This window comes from Alicyclobacillus mali NBRC 102425, assembly GCF_001570745.1.
Lineage (GTDB): Bacteria > Bacillota > Bacilli > Alicyclobacillales > Alicyclobacillaceae > Alicyclobacillus > Alicyclobacillus mali.
This window is the reverse complement of the sequence record NZ_BCSG01000032.1, coordinates 14,306-38,436: the sequence shown is the minus strand read 5'-3', so window position 1 is coordinate 38,436 and position 24,131 is coordinate 14,306. Positions and strand designations below refer to the sequence as shown.

General features: G+C 60.8%; 23 protein-coding genes. 21 read left to right on the top strand and 2 right to left on the bottom strand.

Going from position 1 to position 24,131, the window contains the following annotated elements:
• Positions 1-3: 3 nt before the first annotated feature.
• The 10 genes from AMA01_RS14285 (at position 4) to galE (ending at position 10,478) form a co-directional block, all read left to right on the top strand.
• Entirely contained in the window at positions 4-135 is a 132-nt protein-coding gene (locus tag AMA01_RS14285; protein WP_376738339.1) for an ATP-binding protein DrrA1-3 family domain-containing protein, read from the top strand.
• Positions 136-1,377, top strand: coding sequence for an ABC transporter permease (locus AMA01_RS13660; RefSeq protein ID WP_082744154.1), 1,242 nt, complete (start codon positions 136-138; stop codon positions 1,375-1,377). It abuts the gene before it with no gap.
• Between the two features lie 298 nt (positions 1,378-1,675).
• Positions 1,676-1,921 (top strand): hypothetical protein, encoded by a 246-nt coding sequence (locus AMA01_RS13950; protein WP_195867361.1) that lies wholly within the window; start codon positions 1,676-1,678, stop codon positions 1,919-1,921.
• Between the two features lie 280 nt (positions 1,922-2,201).
• A complete protein-coding gene (locus tag AMA01_RS11205; protein WP_067850992.1) occupies positions 2,202-3,644 on the top strand; it encodes an NADP-dependent isocitrate dehydrogenase in 1,443 nt (480 codons plus the stop codon).
• Between the two features lie 161 nt (positions 3,645-3,805).
• Positions 3,806-5,293: a spore germination protein gene (locus tag AMA01_RS11200; RefSeq protein ID WP_067851003.1), complete on the top strand. Its 1,488-nt coding sequence runs from the start codon at positions 3,806-3,808 to the stop codon at positions 5,291-5,293.
• A complete protein-coding gene (locus AMA01_RS11195) occupies positions 5,290-6,456 on the top strand; it encodes a Ger(x)C family spore germination protein (RefSeq protein WP_067851005.1) in 1,167 nt (388 codons plus the stop codon). Before AMA01_RS11200 ends, AMA01_RS11195 begins: the two co-directional genes overlap by 4 nt.
• 1 nt (position 6,457) lies before the next feature.
• Entirely contained in the window at positions 6,458-6,703 is a 246-nt protein-coding gene (locus tag AMA01_RS11190) for a hypothetical protein (protein ID WP_067850990.1), read from the top strand.
• A gap of 6 nt (positions 6,704-6,709) precedes the next feature.
• Positions 6,710-7,816, top strand: a complete 1,107-nt coding sequence (locus tag AMA01_RS11185) for a GerAB/ArcD/ProY family transporter (RefSeq protein ID WP_067850988.1) — start codon at positions 6,710-6,712, stop codon at positions 7,814-7,816.
• Between the two features lie 65 nt (positions 7,817-7,881).
• On the top strand, positions 7,882-9,384 hold the full coding sequence (locus AMA01_RS11180; RefSeq protein ID WP_230087899.1) for a spore germination protein: 1,503 nt from the start codon (positions 7,882-7,884) through the stop codon (positions 9,382-9,384).
• 80 nt (positions 9,385-9,464) lie between these two features.
• Positions 9,465-10,478 carry a UDP-glucose 4-epimerase GalE gene (gene galE, locus AMA01_RS11175; protein ID WP_067850984.1) on the top strand — a complete coding sequence of 338 codons (1,014 nt, stop codon included), beginning with the start codon at positions 9,465-9,467 and terminating at the stop codon, positions 10,476-10,478.
• Positions 10,479-10,497: 19 nt separating this feature from the next.
• On the opposite strand, the gene AMA01_RS11170 is transcribed toward galE, so the two are convergent.
• Positions 10,498-12,075 (bottom strand): putative polysaccharide biosynthesis protein, encoded by a 1,578-nt coding sequence (locus tag AMA01_RS11170; protein ID WP_067851000.1) that lies wholly within the window; start codon positions 12,073-12,075, stop codon positions 10,498-10,500.
• Between the two features lie 213 nt (positions 12,076-12,288).
• On the opposite strand from AMA01_RS11170, the gene AMA01_RS11165 reads away from it, so the two are divergent.
• The 9 genes from AMA01_RS11165 (at position 12,289) to glnA (ending at position 20,543) form a co-directional block, all read left to right on the top strand.
• Positions 12,289-13,785, top strand: coding sequence for a hypothetical protein (locus tag AMA01_RS11165; RefSeq protein ID WP_067850983.1), 1,497 nt, complete (start codon positions 12,289-12,291; stop codon positions 13,783-13,785).
• Between the two features lie 178 nt (positions 13,786-13,963).
• Positions 13,964-14,953, top strand: a complete 990-nt coding sequence (locus AMA01_RS11160) for an AAA family ATPase (protein ID WP_067850981.1) — start codon at positions 13,964-13,966, stop codon at positions 14,951-14,953.
• Positions 14,950-15,564, top strand: coding sequence for a GTPase domain-containing protein (locus tag AMA01_RS11155; RefSeq protein ID WP_067850979.1), 615 nt, complete (start codon positions 14,950-14,952; stop codon positions 15,562-15,564). Before AMA01_RS11160 ends, AMA01_RS11155 begins: the two co-directional genes overlap by 4 nt.
• Complete coding sequence (locus tag AMA01_RS11150; RefSeq protein WP_067850977.1) at positions 15,545-16,171, top strand: hypothetical protein; 627 nt, start codon at positions 15,545-15,547, stop codon at positions 16,169-16,171. Before AMA01_RS11155 ends, AMA01_RS11150 begins: the two co-directional genes overlap by 20 nt.
• Positions 16,153-16,371 carry a hypothetical protein gene (locus AMA01_RS11145; RefSeq protein WP_067850975.1) on the top strand — a complete coding sequence of 73 codons (219 nt, stop codon included), beginning with the start codon at positions 16,153-16,155 and terminating at the stop codon, positions 16,369-16,371. Before AMA01_RS11150 ends, AMA01_RS11145 begins: the two co-directional genes overlap by 19 nt.
• A complete protein-coding gene (gene hflX, locus AMA01_RS11140; protein ID WP_067850973.1) occupies positions 16,361-17,458 on the top strand; it encodes a GTPase HflX in 1,098 nt (365 codons plus the stop codon). The genes AMA01_RS11145 and hflX overlap by 11 nt, the downstream gene beginning before the upstream one ends.
• A gap of 2 nt (positions 17,459-17,460) precedes the next feature.
• Positions 17,461-18,729, top strand: a complete 1,269-nt coding sequence (locus tag AMA01_RS11135; protein WP_067850970.1) for a methionine gamma-lyase family protein — start codon at positions 17,461-17,463, stop codon at positions 18,727-18,729.
• 67 nt (positions 18,730-18,796) lie between these two features.
• Positions 18,797-19,183, top strand: coding sequence for a MerR family transcriptional regulator (locus AMA01_RS11130; protein ID WP_067850968.1), 387 nt, complete (start codon positions 18,797-18,799; stop codon positions 19,181-19,183).
• Positions 19,184-19,205: 22 nt separating this feature from the next.
• Positions 19,206-20,543 (top strand): type I glutamate--ammonia ligase, encoded by a 1,338-nt coding sequence (glnA, locus tag AMA01_RS11125; protein WP_067850966.1) that lies wholly within the window; start codon positions 19,206-19,208, stop codon positions 20,541-20,543.
• Between the two features lie 26 nt (positions 20,544-20,569).
• On the opposite strand, the gene AMA01_RS11120 is transcribed toward glnA, so the two are convergent.
• Positions 20,570-21,583 carry a substrate-binding domain-containing protein gene (locus AMA01_RS11120; protein ID WP_067850964.1) on the bottom strand — a complete coding sequence of 338 codons (1,014 nt, stop codon included), beginning with the start codon at positions 21,581-21,583 and terminating at the stop codon, positions 20,570-20,572.
• A 206-nt stretch (positions 21,584-21,789) separates the two neighbouring features.
• On the opposite strand from AMA01_RS11120, the gene AMA01_RS11115 reads away from it, so the two are divergent.
• Entirely contained in the window at positions 21,790-23,289 is a 1,500-nt protein-coding gene (locus AMA01_RS11115; RefSeq protein WP_067850962.1) for a UxaA family hydrolase, read from the top strand.
• A gap of 22 nt (positions 23,290-23,311) precedes the next feature.
• Entirely contained in the window at positions 23,312-24,124 is an 813-nt protein-coding gene (gene iolB / locus AMA01_RS11110; protein ID WP_067850960.1) for a 5-deoxy-glucuronate isomerase, read from the top strand.
• Positions 24,125-24,131: the final 7 nt, after the last annotated feature.

The window sequence follows — 24,131 nt, the reverse complement described above, 5'->3', positions numbered from 1 at the left end:
TCAATAAAGATCAAGGACGCAACTCACGCAAGAGAGATACTGAAGCGCTTGGCGCATCTCGATATATCAGTTGATCACTTCGAGATCGTCGAGCCTTCTTTACATCAAATCTACTTAGATAGGATGGGGCGTTAGATGAAGGCGTTTTGGTCTGTATTATCTTATTCGTTCGCAGAGCGGTTCAAATCTCGCGTTTACTTGATTACTACGTTGTGCGGGTTACTATGCATGGCGATCCTTGCTTTTGCACCGTCCATTTACCATAAGTTCTATCATCAGCATCAAGGAACGTTGATAGTTATTAACAACACAAGGGACCAGGAATATTCAGCTGAAAATTTCCGGAAATTCGTTTCTGGTAGTTATCAGTGGCGTATTTCGACGCAATCTCAGTTTCTCGCTGATAAAAATCTTGTTAAGAATGGGAAACTTGATGGGTTGGTTGTTATCCAAAACTCCGTGAATCAAGTACCTGCGGTTCATGTGTACATTGGACCACAACCACTATCCATAACCACGGAAATTCGACAATTTATTCAATATGTTTATACGACACGTAAAATACAATCTCTTCATTTGAGTAGTGATCAAAGGGAGGCATTAACTGCCAACGTAAATTTGATAGCGACTCAGGTGTATACGGGAAGTTCCGGTGATAATACGAAGACATTTGTTCCCGTGATGTTGATGGTGTTGCTGCTGTACATGTCCATTCTACTTTATGGTTCATCAATCTCCACCTCTGTTGCAGTAGAGAAGAGTTCAAGGGTGATGGAACTGCTGATCACATCCGTTAAACCGGTACACCTCATGTTTGGTAAGGTTATTGGTGTTGGCTTAGCTGGTTTGCTTCAATTTCTTGTCTATATTGTGTTCTTTGTGATTTGTTATAACTTATCACCATCACCGTTATGGTCATTGGGTGGAATGCCTGTTGATTTTTCGGCTATTCCACTGCGCGTTTTGGTCCTATACTTTGTATTTTTTGTCCTAGGATACTTCTTTTATGCCACGCTTTACGCAGCCCTTGGTTCGTTGGTGAGTCGAAGTGAGGACGTCACTCAAAGTATGTTGCCGTTAACGCTGCTAATGATCGTTGCGTTTCTTGGTGCGATTTACTCGGAGCAATCTCCAACGAACCAATTGATTACTATCGGATCGTTCATTCCGTTCTTTGCACCAATGTTCATGTTTGTCCGTGTGTCAATGACCAGCGTGCCGCCGGGAGAAATTATTCTTTCTCTTTTGATTATAGTGGTTTCAATAGGGTTCTTTGGCTGGCTATCTGCAAAGATATATCGCATGGGTGTATTGCTGTATGGGAAAAATCCGTCTTACCGTCAAGTATTAATCGCATTACGGAGTAAACAAAGGTAGTTTGGTTGTTTAAAGATGTAAGACTTGATTGCGGATTCTCTTAACGACAATGAACGGTGCATTGCTCAACTTGCTGGCAAGAGGACTTAGTTCAGCCTGCTTTTCGTGAGAATGCGATCGAACGGTATCATGTTTGACGTACGCCGTCCCTCATAAGACGGTTGCGGTGTTCCGAAGTCCAGTCGAAGGCGAGCAAACGTGCGTTCCGAGCTGAATGAGCTCAGCAAGTGTCGAGGCGTCGCAGCCAGGCTGGACTCAATCTCGATCGCACCAATGCACAGGGTCAGGCGAACGGCCTGTGTTCGAAGGTGATGAGATCATCACGATCGACACGAACGTCGTGTCGTGCGTACTAGGTGTGGTTTCGTTTCGGTCGGCGAAGCCAGTACCAGAACTGATGGGGTTTCAGACCGTGCTCAGCGCAGAACTGGCGAGCGGACAGGCCACTGTCGTAGAAGGCAGCGATACGTTCAGCGCCAAAGTTCACGACGCTCGTGATGAGTCATGTGCTCTCGCATACAAGAACCCTCCCGTGGCTTGTTGATGACATTTTCAAGCGACGAGAGGATGAAAGCCACGTGGGTCTCAGTTTACGCTTACCCTTTTTTTAGTCGTCACGGGCGCCTTCGTCCCGATGAACATACTACGTCACGCACTAGGAAATTCATAGAATATGATGTGAATGTTCAGTAAAAATCTGTTCACCATATGGTAGAAGACTTTTCACGATTGGTTGACAATGCGGAGCTTGTGTGAGCTATGATACACTACGGTCGTACCGATGACGGATCGGGATTGAATTTGTGATTGAAGGGGTCTTCTCTATGGCGAAAACACCTATTACCGTTGCGTTTGGAGATGGAATTGGTCCCGAAATCATGACTGCGACCCTGCGCATTTTGGAAGCTGCGGGTGCAGAACTCGACATTGAGACGGTCGAGATCGGCGAGAAGGTGTATAAACGCGGCATTGACAACGGGATGGATCCCAAGGCTTGGGACAGCGTGCGGCGGACGCACGTGCTTCTCAAGGCCCCCATCACGACGCCGCAGGGCGGGGGCTACAAGAGCCTGAACGTGACGCTCCGCAAGGCCCTGAACTTGTACGCCAACGTGCGGCCGACGGTTGCGTACAGCCCGTTTGTGGAGACGACGCATCCGAAGATGGATCTGATTATCATCCGCGAGAACGAGGAAGACCTCTACGCGGGCATTGAGCATCGTCAGACGCAGCAGGTGTACCAGTGTCTGAAGCTCATCACGCAGCCGGGGTCTGAGCGCGTCATCCGGTACGCGTTTGATTATGCGCGCGCGAATGGGCGCAAGAAGGTCACGTGCTTTGTGAAGGACAACATTATGAAGTTCACGGATGGTCTCTTCCACAAGGAGTTCGAGCGCATCGCGGCTGAGTACCCAGATCTCGAGCACGAGACGATGATCGTGGACATTGGCGCGGCGCGCTTGGCTAACACGCCAGAGCGGTTCGACGTGGTGGTCATGCCGAACCTGTACGGCGATATCCTGTCTGACGTGACGGCGGAGTTGTCCGGCTCGGTGGGTCTGGCGCCGTCGGCCAACATCGGCGACGGGTTTGCGATGTTCGAGGCGATTCATGGCTCTGCGCCGGACATCGCGGGCCAGAACATCGCCAATCCTTCGGGCCTCCTGCTCGCAGCCGTCATGATGCTGATTCACATCGGGCAGCCGGCCGTGGCGGAAAGGGTTCACCTGGCGTGGCTCCGCACCATTGAGGACGGCATTCACACGCGCGACATTTACCGCGAGGGTTCCAGCAAAAAGCTGGTGGGGACCGACGCGTTTGCGGACGCCGTGATCGAGCGGTTGGGCGAGCGCCCGCAGATCCTGAAGCCCGTGTCGTACCGGGAGGACGCGGCTGCCATTGCGAGACGCACGTGGCAACCGGGGCCGAAGGCTGAAAAGCAGCTCGTCGGCGTGGACGTGTTCCTCGACTGGGGCCCGGGGGCTCCGGACGATCTCGGCAGCAACCTGAGCCAGATTCACGTGGACGAGTTGAAGCTCGAGGTCATCACGAACCGCGGGATCAAGGTGTGGCCGAACGGTCTTCCGGAGACGTTCTGCACGGATCACTGGCGGTGTCGGTTCCGCAAGGAAGGCGGCGCGCCCGTTCAGGCCGCGGAGGTTGTGGAGTTGCAGCGGAGGATTGTCGAGGCGGGATTCGACGTCATCAAGACCGAAAACCTCTATACCTTCGATGGAGTCCCGGGGTTCTCGGCGGTGCACGGCTGATCGCAAAGATGGCGTCGCACGGCTGACCATGTGAACAGGGGCGTTCTCGAGTGCAGGGCACTCGGGGGCGGCCCTGTTTTTGTTTGGCGTCCAAATTCCACACATGAAAACAGTTGGGTTTCTACAAGTTAAGAGGTGAGAGGCCGGATTGCGAGGTGTGGGTGAGCTTGGAGCAGGATATCCTGGCACGCAGGGCCGCGGAAGTGGCGAAACAGATAGCAAAACGCCTCGAGCCGTGTCCCGACCTCCGTGTGCAACCCTGGTCGACGCAGCGAGATACGGGCGTCGCGGTGTGGCTCGAAGGGCTGGTGGACGCCGATAAGTTGCAGGAGGCGCTGCTCGCCCTGCGCGACTCCGGAGGTCCCCGCGGGCGGCGGGAGATCCCGCGTCCGGGAGTTGCGACGGAGGAGGTGGGGACCCTCTCCGCTGCCGTTCGGGCTGTGCTCGACGGATGCGCCGTGATCGTCCGAGATGGGGCAAGTTCGGCGGAGGCATGGCGGCTCGATCGAGTGCCGGCCAGGTCCGTGGACCGTTCCGAGAACGAACCCACCCTTCACGGCCCGCAGGAAGCGTTCATCGAAAGCCTGTCCGTCAACCTGGCCATGGTGCGCAAGCGCCTCAAGTCGCCGCGGTTGAAGATCGAGACGTTCACCATCGGCGAGACGTCGCCGTGCCAGATGGCGATCCTGTATGAAGAAGGCGTGGTGAAGTCCGATCTGCTGCGCGAGGTTCGGAGGCGGATCGCGCAGATTCGCGTCGACTATGTCGCGGACATCAACGAGGTGCGCGAGTTCATCAACGACCCTCGCTTCTCGGTGTTCCCCACGACGGAGGAGACGGAACGGCCGGATCGCGTGGTGGCGGGGTTGATGGAAGGGCGCGTGGCGATGATCACGGACGGATCGCCGACGTGTCTCATGGTGCCTGTGACCTTCGCCATGAATCTGAGTTCGCCCGAAGACTACTACATGCACTATTCGCTTGCCCTGCCGCTTCGCCTCCTGCGGCACCTCATGTTTTGGAGTTCCGTGCTCTTGCCGGCGCTGTATGTGGCGCTCTTGACGTACAACCAGGACTTGTTGCCGACGCCGCTTTTGGTGAGCGTGGCGGCACAACACTCGGGCATTCCGTTTCCGACGGTCATTGAGGCGCTCGGCATGATGGTGGCTTTCGAGGCACTTCGCGAGGCCGGCACCCGCTTGCCGCGCGCGGTGGGCCAGTCGGTGAGCATTGTCGGGACGCTCGTGATTGGCGATGCGGCCGTGCGAGCAGGGCTCGTGTCACCGGGCATGGTGATCATCGTGTCGGCCACGGGCGTGGCGTCGTTTACGCTGCCCGCCCTGGGCCTCGTGCAGGCGGCGAGACTCCTCCAGTTTCCGTTCGTGATGGCGGCGGGTCTCTTTGGCCTATATGGGATTCTGATGCTTGGCATCGCGCTTTTGGGCCGCATGGCGTCCCTCCGATCGTTCGGTGTGCCGTATCTCGCGCCCGTCGCTCCGAACATCACCCGCGATATGAAGGACGTGATCATTCGCGCGCCGTGGTGGATGATGCAGGGCAGGCCGCGCCAGTTCGAACCGGTCGAGCGCGATCGCGTCCCGAGGCATACGGCGGGTAAGTGGCGCCGGGGGCGGAGGTGGCGTCCGTGACGAAATGGGTGACCGTGAGCAAGCGCCAGCGCGCGATCACGGCCGCCTTGCTCTGTGCCGCCCTTGCGACCGGGTGCGATTACAACGACATCGATCACCTGTACATTGCAACGGGCATGGGCGTCGATCGGCAAGAAGGGCATGTTGCGCTCTCCATGGACCTCGTTCAGCCAGGAGGCGCTGGCAACCCAGCGACGGGTGGAAGCGCCAGCACACAGGGCAACGCGCCGGATTGGATCGTTTCGGCCGCAGCACCGACGTTCGAAGACGCCATGGGCGCCCTTCAGGCGAAGCTCTCCCATTCGCTCTACCTTCAACACAACGCGATCGTGCTGTTCTCGAAAGGCGCCCTGCGTGACTTCACCATGATTGCCGACGCCCTGGAGCGAAATCGCCAATTGCGCCGGAGCCAGCTCTGGGTGGTCACGCCGACGTCCGCCGAGGAAGTGCTGCGCGGCGCGACAGGTCAGAGCGAGCCCGTCTCGCTCGTGATCCGCGATCTCGTTGACGAGGCGTCGCGCAGAGAGGCGTGTCTCGCGAGTGACGAACTGCACGTGGTCAAGGCACTGCTCAGACCTTCGGGTGTTGCGCCGCTTGCGGTCGTCGGCGAGGGGCCGGACGGATCGCCCGAAATCGAGGGATTGGCCTATCTGCGGCGGGATGGCAGGGTGGATGTGGTCGATCGCGCTCGGTTGCTGGACAACGCATGGTGGCTTGGGCGGACATTCGATGTGCGGCAGACGGTTGCCTGGAGCGAAGGCGGTCGACAGGCGTTCGTCGGGGTGCATTGGCTGCGCACATCCACGCGGCTCGCGGTGGATGGCCCCCGCGTTCACCCGACCGTGCGTGTGGTCTGGCGCGGGACGGGTGAGGTTGAGCGTTGGCAGGCGAACGAGAAGATGAGCGCCGAATCGTTCGCTGGCCTGGAGGAATCAATTTGCAAGGACGTCAAACATCGCCTCGCAGAGGCGCTCGACCACGCCCGCGCCGTCGACATGGACGCGTTTGGCTTGGCGAACGCATGCGCAGAACACGGGATGAACCTGTCCGAAGGCGACTGGAAGCGCATCCGTGTGGTGTATGACATCGAAGCCCACATCGTCCATGGACAGCTCGCGAGCACGACGCCTTTTGCGAATGACGCGAAGGGAGGCGGCGACTGAGATGACGAGCGTATGGGCGGTGCTGTGGGCCGTTCTCGCTGCCTTGGTGGACTTTCGCCGCTGGGTCCCTGGTTCGTGGCGCGAGTGGCTCGCGTGGTTCCTTCTGACCTCGCTAGCCATCGGCGTGGCGATCGCGGCCGATCTCCATTGGTGGCCGAAACTCGGCCCGCTTCACCTGCTCGACCTTGCGTTTTCCGGCCCGAGCGCCTGGTTGTACGGGGGGCAGGGCGTGCTACAGGAGGAATGACTCGTCGTGGTTCAGGTGTCTCGCTATCAGCTGATTCTCATGCTCATCTGGACCGTTCTCGGCACGGGCATCGTCACCATGCCCGGGACCATCGCCCAATTCACGCTTCGGGACGCATGGGTTGCGGCCTTCGGCCTGCTCTTGGGCGCCGTCATGTGCTCCCTCGTCTCGCTCGCGCATGTGCGCCTGTTTCCGGGGCGAAGTCTCACCCAGGCCGCCATCGACGTGCTCGGCCCTGTGCTTGGCCGCATGTTTGGAATTTGGTACCTCGCCTACGGTTTCATCACCATGGCCACCATCGGCCGCGAGATGAGCGCCTTCATCGGCATCTCCGTCTTGCCGAACACGCCGGATTTTCTTCTCAGCGCCATCGCGTTTGCGGTGTCCATGTACCTCGCGTACCTCGGCATTGAAGTCGTGGCGCGTGTCAACGAGTTCATTGTTCCACTCGCTGCTGTGGTTTCCCCTGTCCTGTTTCTGCTCGCCGCACGCCTGTTTGACGCGTCGCCCTTTCAGCCGCTCCTCGGCGATCCCGCCGGTGCAGCGTGGCACGCGGCCGTCGTGCCAGCGTTCGCCTACGGGCTCGAATTCTCCATTGCCCTGCAGTGGGTGCCGGCGCTCCGCAGTCCGCGCACGTTGCCGTGGGACATCCTCATCGCGGGGGCCATCAGCGCCTTCGTCCTGTCCGCCCTCGTGACGCTCACCGTGGGCGTGCTCGGCGATCCGGCCCGCTACTTGAATTATCCGGTGCTCGAACTCGTGCGAGCCATCCGACAAGGCAAGTTCGTCGAACGCCTGGACACGCTGTACGTCATGGGCGTGGCCATCACGCTCGTCCTCAAGCTCGCAGCCCTTCAACTCGCTGTGGGAGAAGCGGTGAAGGATGTGAGCCGATCGCCCGAGCGCACCTGGATACCGATACCCGTCGCCCTGCTCGGGTGGTCGCTGTCGAATTACTTGTTTCGAAACGTGTTTGACGTGACGAACTTTATCCTGCGGGACGTCCCAGGCTACTTTCTGTTGACCGTCGTCCTCCTTCCCGGTGCGCTGTACGCGCTTCGCACCGCGCAGATGGTCAGAACCAAACGCCCGCGCAGGCTCCAAAACACATAAAAACGCGGAATCCAAGGCATGGTTAGGATGGGACATGCACATGGATGAAAGGTGGAGGAGGTACCATGATGCGACAGTCGGCCGAGCCCTTGGTGAGCCAACCCATCAGTCGGACCTTGGAGCAGAACGTCAATTACATCCATCAGCTCCTCGGCATCGGCACCACGTGGGACATCATGGCCAAGCCGTTTCGGTACGGCCGCCTGAACATGATGTCGTATGTGACCAACGGCTTCTTTCTCACCATGAACGTCGTCCTCGTGCTCGACAGCTTTCACCGCAACGTCGAGGCGTTTGAGCGAGAGCGTCAGGGCCAGGCGTACGACATCGAGGAACTCGTCTTTTACCTCAATACGCACATCGATTTCGTGCAGGTGCAAGTCGTGAATCAGATGTCGGATGCGGTCCGCTTTATCCTCTCCGGCCCGCTCGTGACCTTTATCGACGGTTACGACAAAGTGCTTGTGGTCGATACGCGCGTTTATCCGATGCGCGGCATTGAGCCACCCATGATCGAGCGCGTGATCCGCGGCAACCACGACGGATTCACCGAGACCATGCTGATGAACACGACGCTCATCCGCCGCCGGCTCCGCGATCCACGCCTGCGCAACGAGTTGTACCAGGTGGGCGATCGCGGCCAGACCGACGTGAGCCTGATGTACCTGAAGGATGTGGCTGACGAGGAGACCGTCTCGGCCATCCGAGAGCTGCTCCGCAGCGTCAAGACAGGCGGTATGATGATGGGCGAACAGCAGCTGGTCGATCTCATCGGCAAGGTGAAGTGGAACCCGTATCCCATCGTGCGCTACACCGAACGGCCAGATGTCGCAGCCACAGCGCTCATCGAAGGGCATGTCGTGATCGTCGTCGATGCGACGGCCGAGGTGATTATCGCACCCACGACCTTCTTTCAGCACATTCAGCATCCGCAGGAATATCATTCGTTTCCGCTCGTCGGCACGTACCTGCGCTGGATTATCGTCATCTCGGTCTTCATGAGCGTGTTTCTGCCGGGCATCTTCATGCTCGCGAACCAGCACCCGGGACTTCTCCCATCCTGGGCAAAGTTCTTTATGGCGAGTCGGAACGATCCGCTGCCACTCTGGGCGCAACTGCTGTTGGCGGAGTTTGCGCTCGACGTGCTGCGGCTGGCGGTCTTAAATGTTCCCGTCACGCTTTCGAACGCCATTGGCATCGTGTCAGCCTTGCTGTTTGGGCAGTTTTCCACGCAGATTCAGCTGCTTCAGCCCGAGGTGCTCGTGTACATGGGCTTCGTGATGCTGGCGCAGTACGCAACCTCGTCGTTCGAGCTGGCATCCGCCAACCAGATGGCGCGCATCTGGATCATGCTGTGGACCGCGGCGCTGAACTGGGGCGGTTTTCTGTTGAGCACGGCCTCTTGGTTCCTCCTGCTCCTCACCACCAAGTCGTTCGGCAAGCCGTATCTGTGGCCACTCATTCCCTTCGCATGGAGGGACGGGATGCGGGACGTTCTCATCCGCTGGCCGTCGAGCAACTTGGGCGGCGTGCCCACGGTTCTTCGCAGTCGCCGTCGCGCGCGTTGAAGCGCCTCGGTGAGGGCGGATCGCGACATGCGCCGTTTTTGGTATAGTGGTCGTGGTCCTACTTCGCTGGGGGTGAACGAATGATTTTGGTAACGGGAGCGGCCGGATACATCGGTTCGCACACGTGCGTGGCGTTGCTGGAATCCGGGTATGACATCGTCGCCATCGACAACTTCGCGAATTCCAAACCAGAGGCGATGCGGCGCGTTGCCGAGATCGCCGGCAAATCGTTCCCGGTGCACTCGGTGGACATGCTCGACGCCGGTGCGCTGGACGACGTGTTTCACAGCTACGAGTTTCGAGCTGTCATTCACTTCGCCGGCCTGAAAGCTGTCGGCGAGTCGGTCGCAGAGCCCCTGCGCTACTATCGGAATAACCTCGGCAGCACCCTAAATCTTCTGGAATCCATGGCGCGACATGGCGTGAAGAAAATCGTGTTCAGTTCGTCCGCAACTGTGTACGGGGCTTCAAACGAGATGCCGTTGAAGGAAGACATGCCCATCTCGCCCGTCAATCCGTACGGCCAGACCAAGGCGATGATCGAGCAGGTTCTGCGCGACGTCGCGGCGGCGGCCGAGGGGTTTGGCGCGGCTCTCCTGCGGTACTTCAATCCGGTTGGGGCGCATCCCTCGGGCCGGATCGGCGAGGACCCACAAGGCATTCCGAACAACCTGGTCCCCTATGTGGCGCAGGTGGCTGTTGGCAAGCGTCCGGAGGTCGTTGTGTTTGGCGACGACTACCCGACGCCAGATGGCACGGGTGTTCGCGATTACATTCACGTCATGGACCTCGCCGTCGGTCACGTGCGCGCGCTCGACTGGGTGTTGTCGCACGCAGGAGCGGAAGCCTTCAACCTTGGAACTGGGAAAGGATCCAGTGTACTCGAGGTCATTCGCGCGTTTGAGCGCGCCAGCGGGAGAAGCATTCCATACCGGATCGGTCCGAGGCGCCCTGGAGACGCAGCGGTGAGTTACGCTGACCCTTCAAAAGCGGAGCGCGTGCTCGGTTGGAAGGCGACGCAGGACCTCGATGCGATGTGCCGAGACACCTGGCGCTGGCAGTCGCAGAACCCGAACGGATACGATCCCGCCTGAGACCCAGCCTCGACGGAGGCTAAGCGCCGAGAAACGGCAGTCGGCGCATGACACGCGCCAGGGGTTGGCCGACGAGCGGGATGCGCGCGATCTCGTCCACGCTGGCGAGCCGCAGGTACATGGCAGAAACGATATAGGTGACCATGCCGGCAATGGCGCAGAGGGCAAATTGAGTCCACGCCGACTGGTCGGCCGCGCGATTTTGCACGGCGCTCATCGGGATCCACGCCACCGCGGCGGCGACGGCCATTTTGACGCTGATCTTCAGGTCGATATCCAGCTCGTGATACCGCCTCACGGCGAGCATCGCGAGCACCGCCGCGACAATGCCGCTCGTGGCCACTGCAGAAGCCAGCCCGTGGATGCCCTGGTGGCCCATGGCGACGAATTCGTACATGCAGGCGAGCCGAACGGCGCTCGAAACAAACGTGATGACCGTCGAGACAAACGCCCGATTCAGCCCTTGGAGGACGGCGAAGAGCGGATCGCTCAAGTAGAAAAAGAGGCAGGACGGCGCGAGGTAGGTGAGCAGTTGTCCGGCGGTTGGGTTTCGATAGAGCGCCGTGGCCGCGTCCTCGCCCGACGCGACGAAAAATGCGACCGCGAACAGCGCGACGAACATCGCGGCATGCATGGCTTGGGCGATGCGGCGCGCCACAAGCCGGTGATCGCAGAGCGCCTTCGCTTCCGAGATGGCCGGCACGATGACGGAAGAGATGGCGCCGGACAGCACCGTCGGCATAAACAAGAGCTCCATGGCCATGCCAAACGCCCCGTACATCGCCGTGGCTTCTCGCCGTGGGACTCCGGCGTCGAGAAACGCCCGATACATAACCGTGGGCTCCACGGCGAATGCGACGACTCCCAGGGCGTTGGCGAGCATGGTGGGCACGGCGACCTGGGCGAGATCGCGAAACACACCTCGGTTGGACCGTCTTGCGGGAGCGTCCGCGGAGAGCAGACGGCGGTCCCGAAGCCAATAGGTGCAAAGCATGGTCAGATATCCTGCGAGTTCACCCAAGCCTCCGCCGATGACCAGGGCGAGAGCTCCGTATCGAACCCCCCACGGGCTCATCCAGATCATGAGCGGCACGGACGCCGCCGCCCGCACTGTCGTCTCGACGATCCACGCGAGCGCCGGCGGTGTCTGGTTTTGTACCCCCATATAAAAACCGCTCATCACCGACGAGAGACAAACGATGGGAATGCGAAAGACCATGGCCAGAAAGGCCGGGATGGCCCGGGGATCCATGAAGCGCGGCAGGTGTGGAGACAGGGCAAAGGCAAGGAATACCACGGCCAATCCGGACATGGCGCTCCAGGCGTTTGCCGTGAGCCAGGCCTTGCGCGCTCGGGCGACGTCTCCGACGGCGAGATGTTCGGCGAGGACCTTGGAGACCGCGGGCGAGAGGCCAAAGGTCGCGAGGGTGACGAGCAGCAGGTATGGCGGGCTGATGGTCTGAAACAAGCCAAAACCCTGTGCACCCATCGTCCGGGCCATGACCATTTGAACGGCCAGCGCCATCACACGCGTCACGATCCCGGCAAAGGCAAGCACCGCGGCACCGTGCAAGAATGATTGTCGCCTTCTGGACATCGCTTCCACCCCACATCTCCGTCACCGAAAGGGTATGTCACATCGGCGGGACAAAGACCTTCGAGTTCAGCGGCGGAAAGTCGGTTCAGTTCCACCAATCGCTTGAAGTGAGTTTGAACTCGGCGCGCTACCTTCGTAGCGGAAGGGCGCGGTGGACGCGGTGTGACGCACCGCATCCCGTGCCGAGACCCAGAGATACGGGGGAAGCGGAAGATGAAGGGCAAAATCTCAATGATGTCTGCCGCGCTATGCCTCGCGGCAGTGGGCGTAACAGGTTGTGGCGTGACGGGCGGTCCAGAGGCGAAAGGTGCCGCCGATGTGGCGGTGCGGGCGCTGACCAACCAGACTCAAACATCGCCCACGAGCGCCTCCACACCTGCAGGCGGGAGCAATGTGACCTCAGAAACCGGCGGCGGACCGGCCGGGAACCCAGCCGTCCCAAGCCAGCCGTATCCCGTGGTCAACACGCACGTTGCGCCGAAAGTGTACGGCATGCGGAAGTTTCCATATCCGTACGACGCAATGCTTGCCATCTCGTCCGACGCGGATAGCGAGACTCTGCGCAAATTCAATCTAATTCACGAGTTTATCAACACGACGCAGATGACGCCGCTCGGCAAGGGTCTCGGACTGGATTTCGCGGACTCGTTCTTTATGTACAACGGAGACAATTTGCCGGGATACGTGGACATCAACCACGAGCCCATGTCGGACGAACTGAGCTGGTTCAAGGGGGTGTCGAATCAGCCGTACGCGGCCGCCATTCTGAATCATTACATTCATGTCGGTTGGATCGACACCATGCATACGTTTGGCGATTTCAGCCAGAGAAATCCGAACGACACTCTTTTCTCACGCAAGCTTGCCGTCCAAGCCATCGACGCGCTCAAGGCGGATGGCGACGACCTCACGGTGTGGACGGATCATGGCAATAAGTCGAATGTGGACAATTTCGGAGACTACGGCAAGAGTCCGTTCTACAACTATCAACAGGGTGCCAACCCTTGGTCCAAGTACTACCACACGGACATCACGATTCCGTACGGCATCCGGTTTGTGTGGCCGGACGGCGCGAGCGATCAGTTTGGCATGAGTTCCATGATCTACCCTTTGAAGCTGCCGGATGGCCGGGAAGTCTGGGGCTTTTGGCGCTATACATCCGAAGGATTCAACGCCAAGGGAGATCCTGAATGGAACTGGACGCCGTTTGGGCTCAACGAACAGTTATCACCGGCTCATCTGGAGGAAATCGAGGCCCATCACGACTACTCCATTGTGGCGCAACACCTTTGCGGCACCACCTATCCAGGCGTGTTACCGCAGCCGGCGGTGGAAGCACTGCGGCGCCTCGCGCAGCAGTACTACGAAGGTAAGATTCTCGTCACGCGGACGAGCCGCCTGCTCAACTACAACGTGGTTCAGCAGTACGTGTCGTACCGTGTGACCTACGAGCAAGGAAAGGCGTATATTCACATCCTGGCGATTCTCGATCCCGTCTTTGGTGCGTACGTGCCAACGCTGAACGACGTCCGCGGCCTGACGTTTTACACATCGAACCCGGCCGAGACCGTGATTGAAATTCGCAACACCCCGGTTCCAGCCAACCTGATCCAGGAGAACCGGTCGGACGGCGTCGCGCCGAGCATTGGCATCAAGTGGTGGCCTGTCGACACCACCAACTACGCCGAGACGGCGCCCGGCATCTATTGAAAATCCAAGCGCAGGCGATTCTAGAATTCAGACGACGTCAAAGGGCCGTTTCCACCGCTCGTTTCGGTGGGATAGGCCCTGTTTTTTTCGCCTGTCATGGGCGATCACCCATGGGCGCGCTGGCGCATACCTTGAGGCGTGGGTCGGCGCTGCCGGCCAGGTGAGGGGTGACACGCGAATGACACCACGAAACACGGGGCGCAGAACCACGCGCGCGGTGGATGCGCGCCACGCCGCGGGCGTGATCGACCTGTATGAGCGGGGGCACATCGACTTGAATGACGCGCTCGCCAGAATTTCGGGCGTCAACGACGGGACGAGTTCGGTCACACCGCCGATGGATAAGCGGCGCATTCACGAACTTCTGCGCGACTTGGACGATCTCGTCGGCCTCGACGAGGTCAAACGGGTGGTGCGGGAGATCTTCGCGCTCGTGTACGTGCAGCGGTTGCGACAGGAGCATCGGTTGAAAGCCGATCCAACCGTGCTGCACATGATCTTTTACGGGAATCCCGGCACTGGCAAGACGACCGTTGCGCGCATCCTCGCGCGCATGTTTCACGAGTGTGGCCTGCTCGAGAAGGGACATTTGGTCGAGGTCGAGCGCGCGGACCTCGTCGGTGAGTATATCGGTCATACGGCACAGAAGACGCGAGAGCAGATCCAGAAGGCGCTTGGCGGGGTGCTGTTCATCGACGAAGCGTATTCGCTCGCGCGCGGGGGCGAAAAGGACTTCGGCCGCGAGGCCATCGACTGCCTGGTGAAGGCGATGGAGGACCACAAGCATGAACTCATCGTCATCTTGGCCGGGTATGAGCGCGAGATGCGCTGGTTCTTGAGCACAAATCCGGGCCTGCCGAGCCGATTCCCAATCCAGATACGGTTTCCGGATTACGGCGTGGACCAACTCGTGCAGATTGCGAAAAAGATTCTGGCCAGCCGAGAGTATCGGATGACTGCCGAGGCCGAATGGGCGCTGCGAAGCCTGCTTCAACAAGCGCTTCGCGAGCCTCGCCTTGACCCGTTTTCCAATGCGAGGTTCGTTCGCAATCTGGTGGAGCGCGCCATTCGGCGTCAAGCGGTGCGCCTCTTCGATGAAGCGAGGCCAAAGCGCGACGCCCTCATGCTGATTGAGGCGCGGGACTGGCAAGGAGATGAAGCGCGATGAGCGATGTCGTGGTGGTCGGGCGAGCCAACGCAGGCAAGACCTCCGCGTGCCTTCGCCTGGCGCGCGCTCTGGGTATCGAAGAGTTGGTCTGGATGGTGGAACGAACGGACGGCGGAAGAGAAAGGCGCAGACTGCCCATCCGCGAGGCCGAGCGCTGGCTCACGTCGGGCGATCCTCATTCGACGCGGTCGCTCCAGACGCTCACGATTCCAGTCGCAAGGGGAAAGGTTTCGCGCGCTGTGGACATCGTCGACAGCGCCGGCTTGGCCGATGGTCACGTCCGAGACGAGGTGGTCCGCCGCGCGATGGGCCAGACGCTCCGAGCGCTCGTCGCGGCGAAGGCCGTGCTGCACGTGGTGGACGCCGCGGACATCGGGCGCTCCATGGAGAGACGCGAAGCGCCCTTTCACGCGCTCGACGAACAGCTGGTGGCCATCGGCCGAACGAAGGCGTTCTATCTCGTCCTCGCCAACAAGATCGATCTGCCGTTCGCGGAACGGGGCGTGGAATGGCTGCGAGGCCGACTGCGCGATGCCCGTATCATCCCGACATCCGCGAAGACGGGCGTGGGCTTTGACGAGGTGAAGCGGTATGTATGGAAGCTGGCTTGACCTCGTACGGTTGTTCGGCGCCCTTCTCCTGGCTGGCGTCGCGGTCAAGTGGATGGATGATGTGCTCGATGTGGACTACGACCTTTGCCAAGGGCAGCGCACGCTCGCCGCGCGCTTTGGTCGAGCCGCCCTTCCGTACGCGATGGTCGTCATGGCGTGTGCCGTCGCCCTCGCCGAGGGGCCGGCCCTCGCCGCGTTTTTAGGCGCGTATGCGGTTGGAATGTTCGCGCGTCCGCTTGAGCGACTGCCGTCTCATTTCCCGGCGTGGGCGGAGAGCGTCATAGCCCTTTGCCTGTGTGCGCTCATGGTGGGCTGGCGCGGCGCCCTCTGGTCGGTTTCGTTCATGCTCGCAGTTGACTGGTTGGACGATCTCGTCGACCGTTTCCGGGACGCGGAGACGGGCCAATGGAACGCGGTGATTCGCTTTGGCCTCGTGGAGGTGCTTCTGACCATTCTCGGCGCGATGGCCGTGGCCATCTTCTCCGAAGTCATGTGGAGTCTCGTCGGCCTGATCGCGCTGGCTGTGGTCACCGTCGTCTCCGAATCGACGACGTCGCGCCTCGTGCCGGAAGATAGGGGGGAGGGCCCTTGGTCGCGTCTCTCGTGACGGGGATTGTGCTCGTGCTCGTCGCCTTGTCATATCACGCGGGGCGGCGCGCGGGATTCCATTCGGGCCGGCAGGTCGGCCGCGCCGAAGCGCCGCTTCTTCTGCGCATGCGCTATCAGCTTGATGCGCGCTGCCCGATCTGCGATGATAGCGGAGGATCAACGGACGAGGAGGGGGAGCGCGAGCGCTGTGGAACGTGAGAAGGCCGTACTCTTGGTGTGGCAGCGAGGCGATGAAACGCCGGAAGACCTCGTGTACCGAGTGGAAGAATTGACCGGGCTCTGTGAGGCGGCCGGAGCCCAGGTGGTGGGAAGCGTTGTGCAGCGGCGGCGCTCGCCGGACGCGCGATGGTATCTGGGGCAAGGCAAGGTCGAGGCTTTGGGCCAACTTGTCGAGACGACGGGAGCGGACCTCGTGGTGGCGGACAGCGAATTGCGGCCGACGCAGGCACGCAACGTGGAAGATGCCGTTCATCGGCGCGTGGTCGACCGCACCGTCCTCATTCTCGACATTTTCGCGCGTCGGGCCGTGAGCCGCGAGGGCAAGCTCCAGGTGGAAATCGCGCAGCTCAAGTACTTGCTCCCGCGGCTTGCCGGACGGGGAGCGCTCTGGTCGCGCCTCGGCGGGGGCATCGGCACGCGCGGGCCCGGCGAGACGAAGCTCGAACTCGACCGGCGGCGGATTCGCGCCCGGATTTCAAAAATGGAGCGCCAGCTCGCTCAACTGTCGGCGCACCGATCGCGGTTGCGGCAGCGGCGCGTCCGCGATAGCGCGGTGGTGGCGCTCGTCGGCTATACCAACGCCGGAAAGACGACTGTGCGCTCGCGGTGGGTAGGGGATCGTGGACGCGTCGCCGAAAATTTCGGACGGGATCGGCTGTTTGACACGCTCGACGTGACGGCGCGGCGCGTATTTGCGCCGAGCGGCGAGCCGTACGTGGTGACGGACACGGTGGGATTCGTGGAACATCTGCCGCACCATTTGGTCGAGGCGTTTCGCTCGACGCTCGAGGAGGTGGCGTACGCGGACGTGATCGTCCTGGTGGTGGACGCCTCGCGCGCGCCGGATCGGCACCTTCGGGCCACTCGGCAGGTGCTCGCGGACTTGCGTGCACTGGACAAGCCCCTCATCACGTTCTACAACAAGATGGATCTCGCGGCCTGGCAGCCACCTCCGGATCTCGAGGCGCAACAGACGGTGTACGGAAGTGCCGCGGCGGGAGATCTCGAACCGCTGTACCGGGCAGTTGAGGCGAGGCTGCATCAAGCGAAGGAGAAGGCGGACTGACGATGGACGTGGACAGGAAGCTCGACGACGTCCGCGCGTACGTGGAATCGTGCGAGCGGGAAATTGAGACGTATCAGCGCCGGTCGGAGGCTGTCGCGATTGCGAATCAGGAGCGCGTGCTCGAGGCGTTCTGGCGCCACGAGGTGGCGCAGCTCGATCTCGTCGGATCCACGGGGTACGGGCTCGGCGACGTGGGGCGGGAGAAGCTTGAGGCCATCTACGCCGACGTGTTTGGCACAGAGGCCGCCTTGGTGCGCCCGCAGATTGTCTCGGGCACGCATGCCATCGCCCTTGCGCTGTTTGGCTGTTTGCGGCCCGGTCAGCGGCTGGTTGTCGCCACCGGCGTGCCGTACGACACGCTGCACGCAGCGCTAGGGCTTCGACCCGCCGCGGGCTCGCTCGCGGAGCTCGGCGTCGAGGTCGAGATCGTGGGGCTCGACGAGGACGGTGATATCGATCTTGCGGCCCTTGGTCGGGCGGTGCGTGCACCCGAGGTGCGGATGGTCCTTTTTCAGCGATCGCGGGGCTACGGCGATCGGCGCTCGTTTTCCATCGCGGAACTGGCGACCGCGTTCTCGGCGGTGAAAACGGCGCGCCCGGATGTTTGGATTGCGGTGGACAACTGCTACGGCGAGTTCGTGGAGGATCGCGAGCCCTGTCACGTGGGCGCAGATGCCGCAATGGGCTCGCTCATCAAGAACCCGGGCGCAGGGCTGTGTCCGACGGGCGGCTACGTCGTGGGTCGGCGGGACATCGTGGAGCGCGTCGCCGCGCGGCTTGTGGCGCCGGGAACGGCGGCGGAGTACGGCCCGACGGGTCCCTATCTTCTGACCATGTTCCAGGCGCTGTTTCTCGCGCCGCATGCGGTGCTCCAGGCGGTGAAAGGGTCGCGGCTCATGGCGGCCGCGCTTGAAGGGCTCGGCTTTCGGGTCTCGCCGGGTCCTGCGGAGGATCGAACGGACCTGATCTTGTCGGTGGAGCTTGGCGCGCCGGATCGCTTGCTGGCCTTCTGCCGGGCCATCCAGTCCGTCGCTCCTATCGACGCGCACGTGCGCCCGGAACCAGCGCCGATGGCCGGATACGCAGATCCCGTGGTCATGGCCGCGGGGACGTTCATTCAGGGAGCTTCTCTCGAATTGACGGCCGACGCGCCGATGCGGCCGCCGTACGTGGCGTATGTGCAGGGTGGGTTGACGTACGAGCATGTTGTGCTGGCAGTGCGGCGAGTGGTGGCCGCGATCGCGCCGTTTGCGTCAAAGAATATCACGTGAGTGATTGTCGCGGCGCGCCCTCCGTGTTACGATAAGTTTCAACAGGTCGCACAGGGAGGGGCGCGCCGTGGATTTGGAAGAGCGCAGGAACATGCCCTTGTTTTCGATTGGCACGGTGCAAAAGCTGACGGGGCTCAGCGCACGGCAAATCCGGTATTACGAAGAGCACGGGTTGATCCAGCCGGCGCGCACGCCTGGAAATCAAAGGCAGTTTTCGTTCGCCGACGTGGAGCGCCTGATGCAGATCAGGCAGTTGCTCGACGAGGGCCACAACATCGCGAGCGTGAAGCGCAACCTTCTCGACAAGGACAGGCGGCCGAGATCGAGCCGACCGCTGTCCGCGAAGGATGTGCCCGATTCCGAAGTGTATCAGTGGCTGGAGCGCGAGCTGATGGAGCGGCGGCAAACAGGTGAGTTCCAAGGAGACCTGTCACGCTTTTATCGCCACCGCTGACTGAGCCGCGAGGGAGGATCGTATGCGAAAAGAATACACAAAAGAAGAAATATTGAAACTGGCCGAAGCGAACGACGTGCGGTACGTCCGCCTGCAGTTCACTGACCTGTTGGGAATTGTGAAAAACGTGGAGATCCCGGTCGATCAACTGCCGAAGGCGTTGGACAACCGCATCATGTTTGACGGATCGTCGATTCAAGGGTTTGTCCGCATCGAGGAGTCGGACATGTATCTGGCGCCGGACCGCTCGACGTGGCTCGTGTTTCCTTGGGACACGCCGCAGGGGAGAGTCGCCAGGCTCATTTGTGACGTCAACCTTCCGGACGGGACGCCGTTTGCGGGCGATCCGCGCTCGGTTCTCAAGCGCGTCTGCGAGAAGGCCAGGGCGATGGGGTTTTCGGCCTTCAATGTTGGCCCTGAACCGGAGTTTTTCCTCTTTAAGCTGGACGAAAACGGCAAGCCCACGCTTGACCTCAACGACGAAGGGGGTTACTTCGACTGGGCGCCGGTCGATCTCGGCGAAAACTGCCGCCGCGACATCGTGCTCGCGCTTGAGCAGATGGGGTTCGAAATTGAGGCGTCGCACCACGAGGTCGCGCCGGGCCAGCATGAGATCGATTTTCGCTACGCAGAAGCGGTGGAGGCGGCGGACAACCTTACGACCTTCCGCCTGGTCGTCAAGTCGGTGGCGCGGGAGCACGGGCTGCACGCCACGTTCATGCCCAAGCCGCTCTATGGCATCAACGGCTCCGGCATGCACACCCACCTGTCGCTGTTCCGCGATGGCCAGAACGCGTTCTACGATCCGGAAGGCGAGATGGGGCTCAGCGAGACGGCGCTCCAATTCGTCGCGGGGCTGCTGGAGCACGCCCGGGCGTTCACGGCCATCTGCAACCCGCTCGTGAACTCTTATAAGCGCCTCGTGCCTGGCTATGAGGCGCCGAGCTACATCGCGTGGAGCGGGAAAAACCGGTCGCCGCTCGTCCGCGTCCCAGCCGCGCGCGGCATGTCGACGAGGGTCGAGGTCCGCAGCCCCGACCCAAGTTGCAACCCATACCTTGCCATCGCGTCTCTGCTCGCCGCCGGGCTCGACGGGATCGAGCGCGAACTGGAGCCTCCGCCGCCCGTCAACCGGAACATCTACATGATGACGGAAGCGGAAAAGGAGGAGGCGGGCATCCGAAGCCTGCCGTCCAACCTCAACGAGGCGCTCGACGCTCTGGTGCGGGATGGAGTGATCATGGACGCTCTCGGCGATCACGTCCTGCTCCATTTCATCGAGGCAAAGCGCATTGAGTGGAACATGTTCCGCACACAGGTGACGGAGTGGGAGCGGGAACAATACTTCAGTATTTACTAGTTCGATAGAGGGGTGGCCGATGCCGGTCACCCCTCTTGGATCGCCCGGACGCGAGGCGGCGCCGTGGAACGCCGCACGACGATTTCCGAATTGAGCACGATGCGCGTCGCAGTTCTCCGCACGCCTTCGATCCGCTCGAGCAGGAGCTGCGCACCGAGCGAACCGTAGTTGTACGCTGGCTGCACGGCCGCCGTCGCCAGGGAATCGACGGAGGCGAGATCGTCCGTATTTCCGAAGCTGACTACGCTGATATCCTCGGGGATAGACAGGCCAAGGGCGCGAAGCCTGCGCACAATGTGCGCATATTGAAACATGTTGCTGAGAAACAGGGCGCTTGGTGCGTCGGCTCGGCGCGCGAGCTCGTCGATGAACGCGGCGTCCATGTCTCTCGTCATGGGCGCCGTAAAGATGAGACTTTCATCCACTGGAAGTCCTCTTCGAAGCAGGGCGTCGCGGTAGCCGTCCAGCCGCTCTCGGCTGGAGGCGCTGTGCAGCGGTCCCACCACGGCGGCGATGCGATGATGCCCGAGTTCTAGCAAGTGGTCCACGAGACGGCGCGAGGTCTCTCGAATGTCACCTTTGACGAGGTCCGCATCGAGTCCGTCAATCTCGCGATCGATAAGCACAAACGGCACATGATGTTCCGTGAGCCGCATCAAATTCTCCCGCGACGGATCGCCCACCGGCACGACAAGTGCGCCGCGCACCTGGTATTCGAGGCACATCTGCACGTATTCCAGTTCTTTATCCAGATCTTCGTCCGTGTTCGCGATAAAAACGCGGAATCCGTGTTTGCGAGCCACATCCTCCATTCCCCGCGCAATGAAGGTAAAGAACGGATTGGTGATATCCGGCACGATGAGCATCCACGTGTCGTGTGGTGAGGACTGTTGAGACTTCGGTACATAGTTCAGTTCCTGCATCGCCGCAAGGACCTTTTGCCTCGTCGACGGCTTCACGTAGCCTGAGTTGTTCACGACGCGCGAAACGGTCATGATGGACACGCCTGCCCGCTTCGCGACATCCGCCATCGTGGTCATGTTCGTCACCCTTCTCTCGGCGGTCTCCTGATGTGAATCATAACATGTTGACAACACTTTTTCGACCGGCGTATACTTCACTTGACTTGCGAGAGAAATCGCATTCACGCCCTGACGATTTTGTATCGCATTTATGTTAATGTAACAGTTATATTAACTATTCGCGACCTGCGCTGCGCAAACGCGAGGAGAGGAGGCGGTTCTGCGTGGCACCCAAGGTTTTGCATCTCTCGCCGGTCGACGATGTCGTCGTCGCGCTTGAACCGCTCGACGTCGGGGATGTCGTTGAAACACCTTTCGGTGGTCAGTTGACCACTCGGGCGCCCATTGCGCTGGGACACAAGTTGGCCGTAAGGCCCGTCAAGTGCGGGGAGGCGGTGCAAAAATACGGTTTTCCCATCGGCGTCGCAACCCAGGACATTGAGCCGGGTGAATGGGTGCACACGCACAACCTGCGCACCGCCCTTACGGAGCATGGATCCTACGCATACCGCCCCACCGGCTCGCCTGCACCCGTGCTCGACGACGGCCTGACCTTCATGGGGTACGTGAGGCCGGACGGACAGGTCGGCGTGCGCAATGAAATCTGGATTCTAAACACCGTGGGTTGCGTCAACAAGGTTGCCGAGCGCCTCGCCGCGATGGCGGACGCGAAGTGGAGGGGACACGGGGTCGACGGCGTGTACCACTTCGCGCATCCGTACGGGTGTTCGCAGCTCGGGGACGATCTCACCTACACGCAGTCCCTGCTCGCCGGGCTCGTCCGACACCCGAATGCCGCAGGCGTTCTCGTGGTCGGGCTCGGGTGCGAAAACAACCGAATCGAGGCGTTTCAGGAGTGGCTCGATCCGGCGTCTCTTAGCAAAGTTTCCTTCCTCGAACTTCAGCGGTCCGCCGACGAGTTCGCGGACGGCATGCGGCTCCTGGAGGACCTCGTCGAACGGGCGTGCGCGTTCGACCGCCAGCCGGTGCCCATTTCCCGGCTGAAATTGGGATTGAAATGCGGCGGATCTGACGGACTGTCAGGCGTCACGGCGAATCCGCTCGTGGGACAGGTGGCGGACCGCATCGTTGCACGCGGTGGAACAGCGCTCCTCACCGAGGTCCCTGAGATGTTCGGCGCTGAGACGGTGCTCATGGACCGCGCGGACAGCCCTGAGACGTTCGCAAAAATCGTGGATCTGATTCAGTCGTGGAAGGACTACTATACCCGCCACGGCCAGCCCGTGTACGAAAACCCGTCTCCCGGCAACAAAGCCGGTGGCATTACCACCCTGGAAGAAAAGTCGTTGGGCGCCGTGCAGAAGGGCGGTCGCCTCTCGCGCGTGGTGGATGTACTCGACTACGGGGATCCGGCCGTGAAGCAGGGACTCAACCTGGTCTCGGCGCCAGGAAACGACATGGTATCCGTCAGCGCGCTCGCGGCGAGCGGGGCACAGGTGATCTTATTCACGACCGGTCGAGGCACGCCGTTCGGCGGTCCGGTTCCAACGTTGAAAATCGCGAGCAACCATCCACTTGCCGAGTCGAAGCCCGGGTGGATCGACTTTGACGCGGGGCGGATTGTCCTCGGGGAATCGATGGATGCGCTCGCGGAAGAACTGTTGCACAAGGTAATTCGCGTAGCCTCAGGAGAAGAACTCGCCCGAAACGAGACAAGTGGATATCGTGAGATCGCCATCTTCAAGGACGGCGTCACGCTGTGAGCGAAGCGGAGGTTGGATGAGCATGTATCTGGTGCGAGGCAAGGCGGAAAACGGTTATCACGAGCTGGTTTCTCAACAGAACGAGGCCGGTTTGAAATGGATTTCGTTCGGCCTGTTGCGGCTCGGTCGGGGCGAAGCACATGAGGCGGTGTTTGAGGGCCGAGAGGTCGTCCTGGTCCTCCTGTCGGGTTCGATGCGCGTGTCGATTGGCCATCACACCTTTGGGCCATACGATCGGCCGAACGTCTTCGCAGCCCAGGCGACGGCGGTGTACGTGCCAGTCGGCCAAACGTTTCGGGTGGAAAACGTGGGCGACGCGGCGCTCGAGGTCGCGGTCTGCCAGGCAGTTGCGGAGGAAGCGCACGAGCCGTTTGTGGTCACGCCCGACGACGTCGTGGTGAAAACCGTTGGGCAGGCCAACTTCGAACGCAAGGTCCACGACATCGTCGTGCAGCAGGCGGAGGGCCGGGTCCACCGGATTATCGTCGGCGAGACGTTCAACCCGCCGGGCAACTGGTCGAGTTACCCGCCGCATAAACACGACGACTATATTCCAGGCGTCGAGGCGCTCATGGAGGAGATTTACTTCTATCAACTGAACCCGTCTAGCGGTTTTGGGCTGCAGTCCATCTACACGTCGGATGGCTCCATCGATGAAACGTACCGAGTGAAACATGGCGACGCGTTCATGATTCCGCGCGGGTATCACCCCGTCTGCGCCGCTGGCGGCTATCAACTGTACTACCTGTGGCTCATGGCGGGACCCGTGGATCGCGTGATGATCCCGCACGACGATCCGGCTCACGCCTGGATCCGCGAGCGCTCGTGGGATTAAGTTTCGG

Bases quoted from the DNA above. Each gene is read 5' to 3' on its own strand.
- AMA01_RS11160 (WP_067850981.1), top strand. From the start codon at position 13,964: ATGACACCACGAAACACGGGGCGCAGAACCACGCGCGCGGTGGATGCG.
- AMA01_RS11120 (WP_067850964.1), bottom strand. From the start codon at position 21,583: ATGACCACGATGGCGGATGTCGCGAAGCGGGCAGGCGTGTCCATCATG.
- AMA01_RS11205 (WP_067850992.1), top strand. From the start codon at position 2,202: ATGGCGAAAACACCTATTACCGTTGCGTTTGGAGATGGAATTGGTCCC.
- AMA01_RS11180 (WP_230087899.1), top strand. From the start codon at position 7,882: ATGATGCGACAGTCGGCCGAGCCCTTGGTGAGCCAACCCATCAGTCGG.
- AMA01_RS11150 (WP_067850977.1), top strand. From the start codon at position 15,545: ATGTATGGAAGCTGGCTTGACCTCGTACGGTTGTTCGGCGCCCTTCTC.
- AMA01_RS11170 (WP_067851000.1), bottom strand. From the start codon at position 12,075: ATGTCCAGAAGGCGACAATCATTCTTGCACGGTGCCGCGGTGCTTGCC.
- AMA01_RS11190 (WP_067850990.1), top strand. From the start codon at position 6,458: ATGACGAGCGTATGGGCGGTGCTGTGGGCCGTTCTCGCTGCCTTGGTG.
- AMA01_RS11165 (WP_067850983.1), top strand. From the start codon at position 12,289: ATGAAGGGCAAAATCTCAATGATGTCTGCCGCGCTATGCCTCGCGGCA.
- AMA01_RS11135 (WP_067850970.1), top strand. From the start codon at position 17,461: ATGGACGTGGACAGGAAGCTCGACGACGTCCGCGCGTACGTGGAATCG.
- iolB (WP_067850960.1), top strand. From the start codon at position 23,312: ATGTATCTGGTGCGAGGCAAGGCGGAAAACGGTTATCACGAGCTGGTT.
- galE (WP_067850984.1), top strand. From the start codon at position 9,465: ATGATTTTGGTAACGGGAGCGGCCGGATACATCGGTTCGCACACGTGC.
- AMA01_RS13660 (WP_082744154.1), top strand. From the start codon at position 136: ATGAAGGCGTTTTGGTCTGTATTATCTTATTCGTTCGCAGAGCGGTTC.
- AMA01_RS11155 (WP_067850979.1), top strand. From the start codon at position 14,950: ATGAGCGATGTCGTGGTGGTCGGGCGAGCCAACGCAGGCAAGACCTCC.
- glnA (WP_067850966.1), top strand. From the start codon at position 19,206: ATGCGAAAAGAATACACAAAAGAAGAAATATTGAAACTGGCCGAAGCG.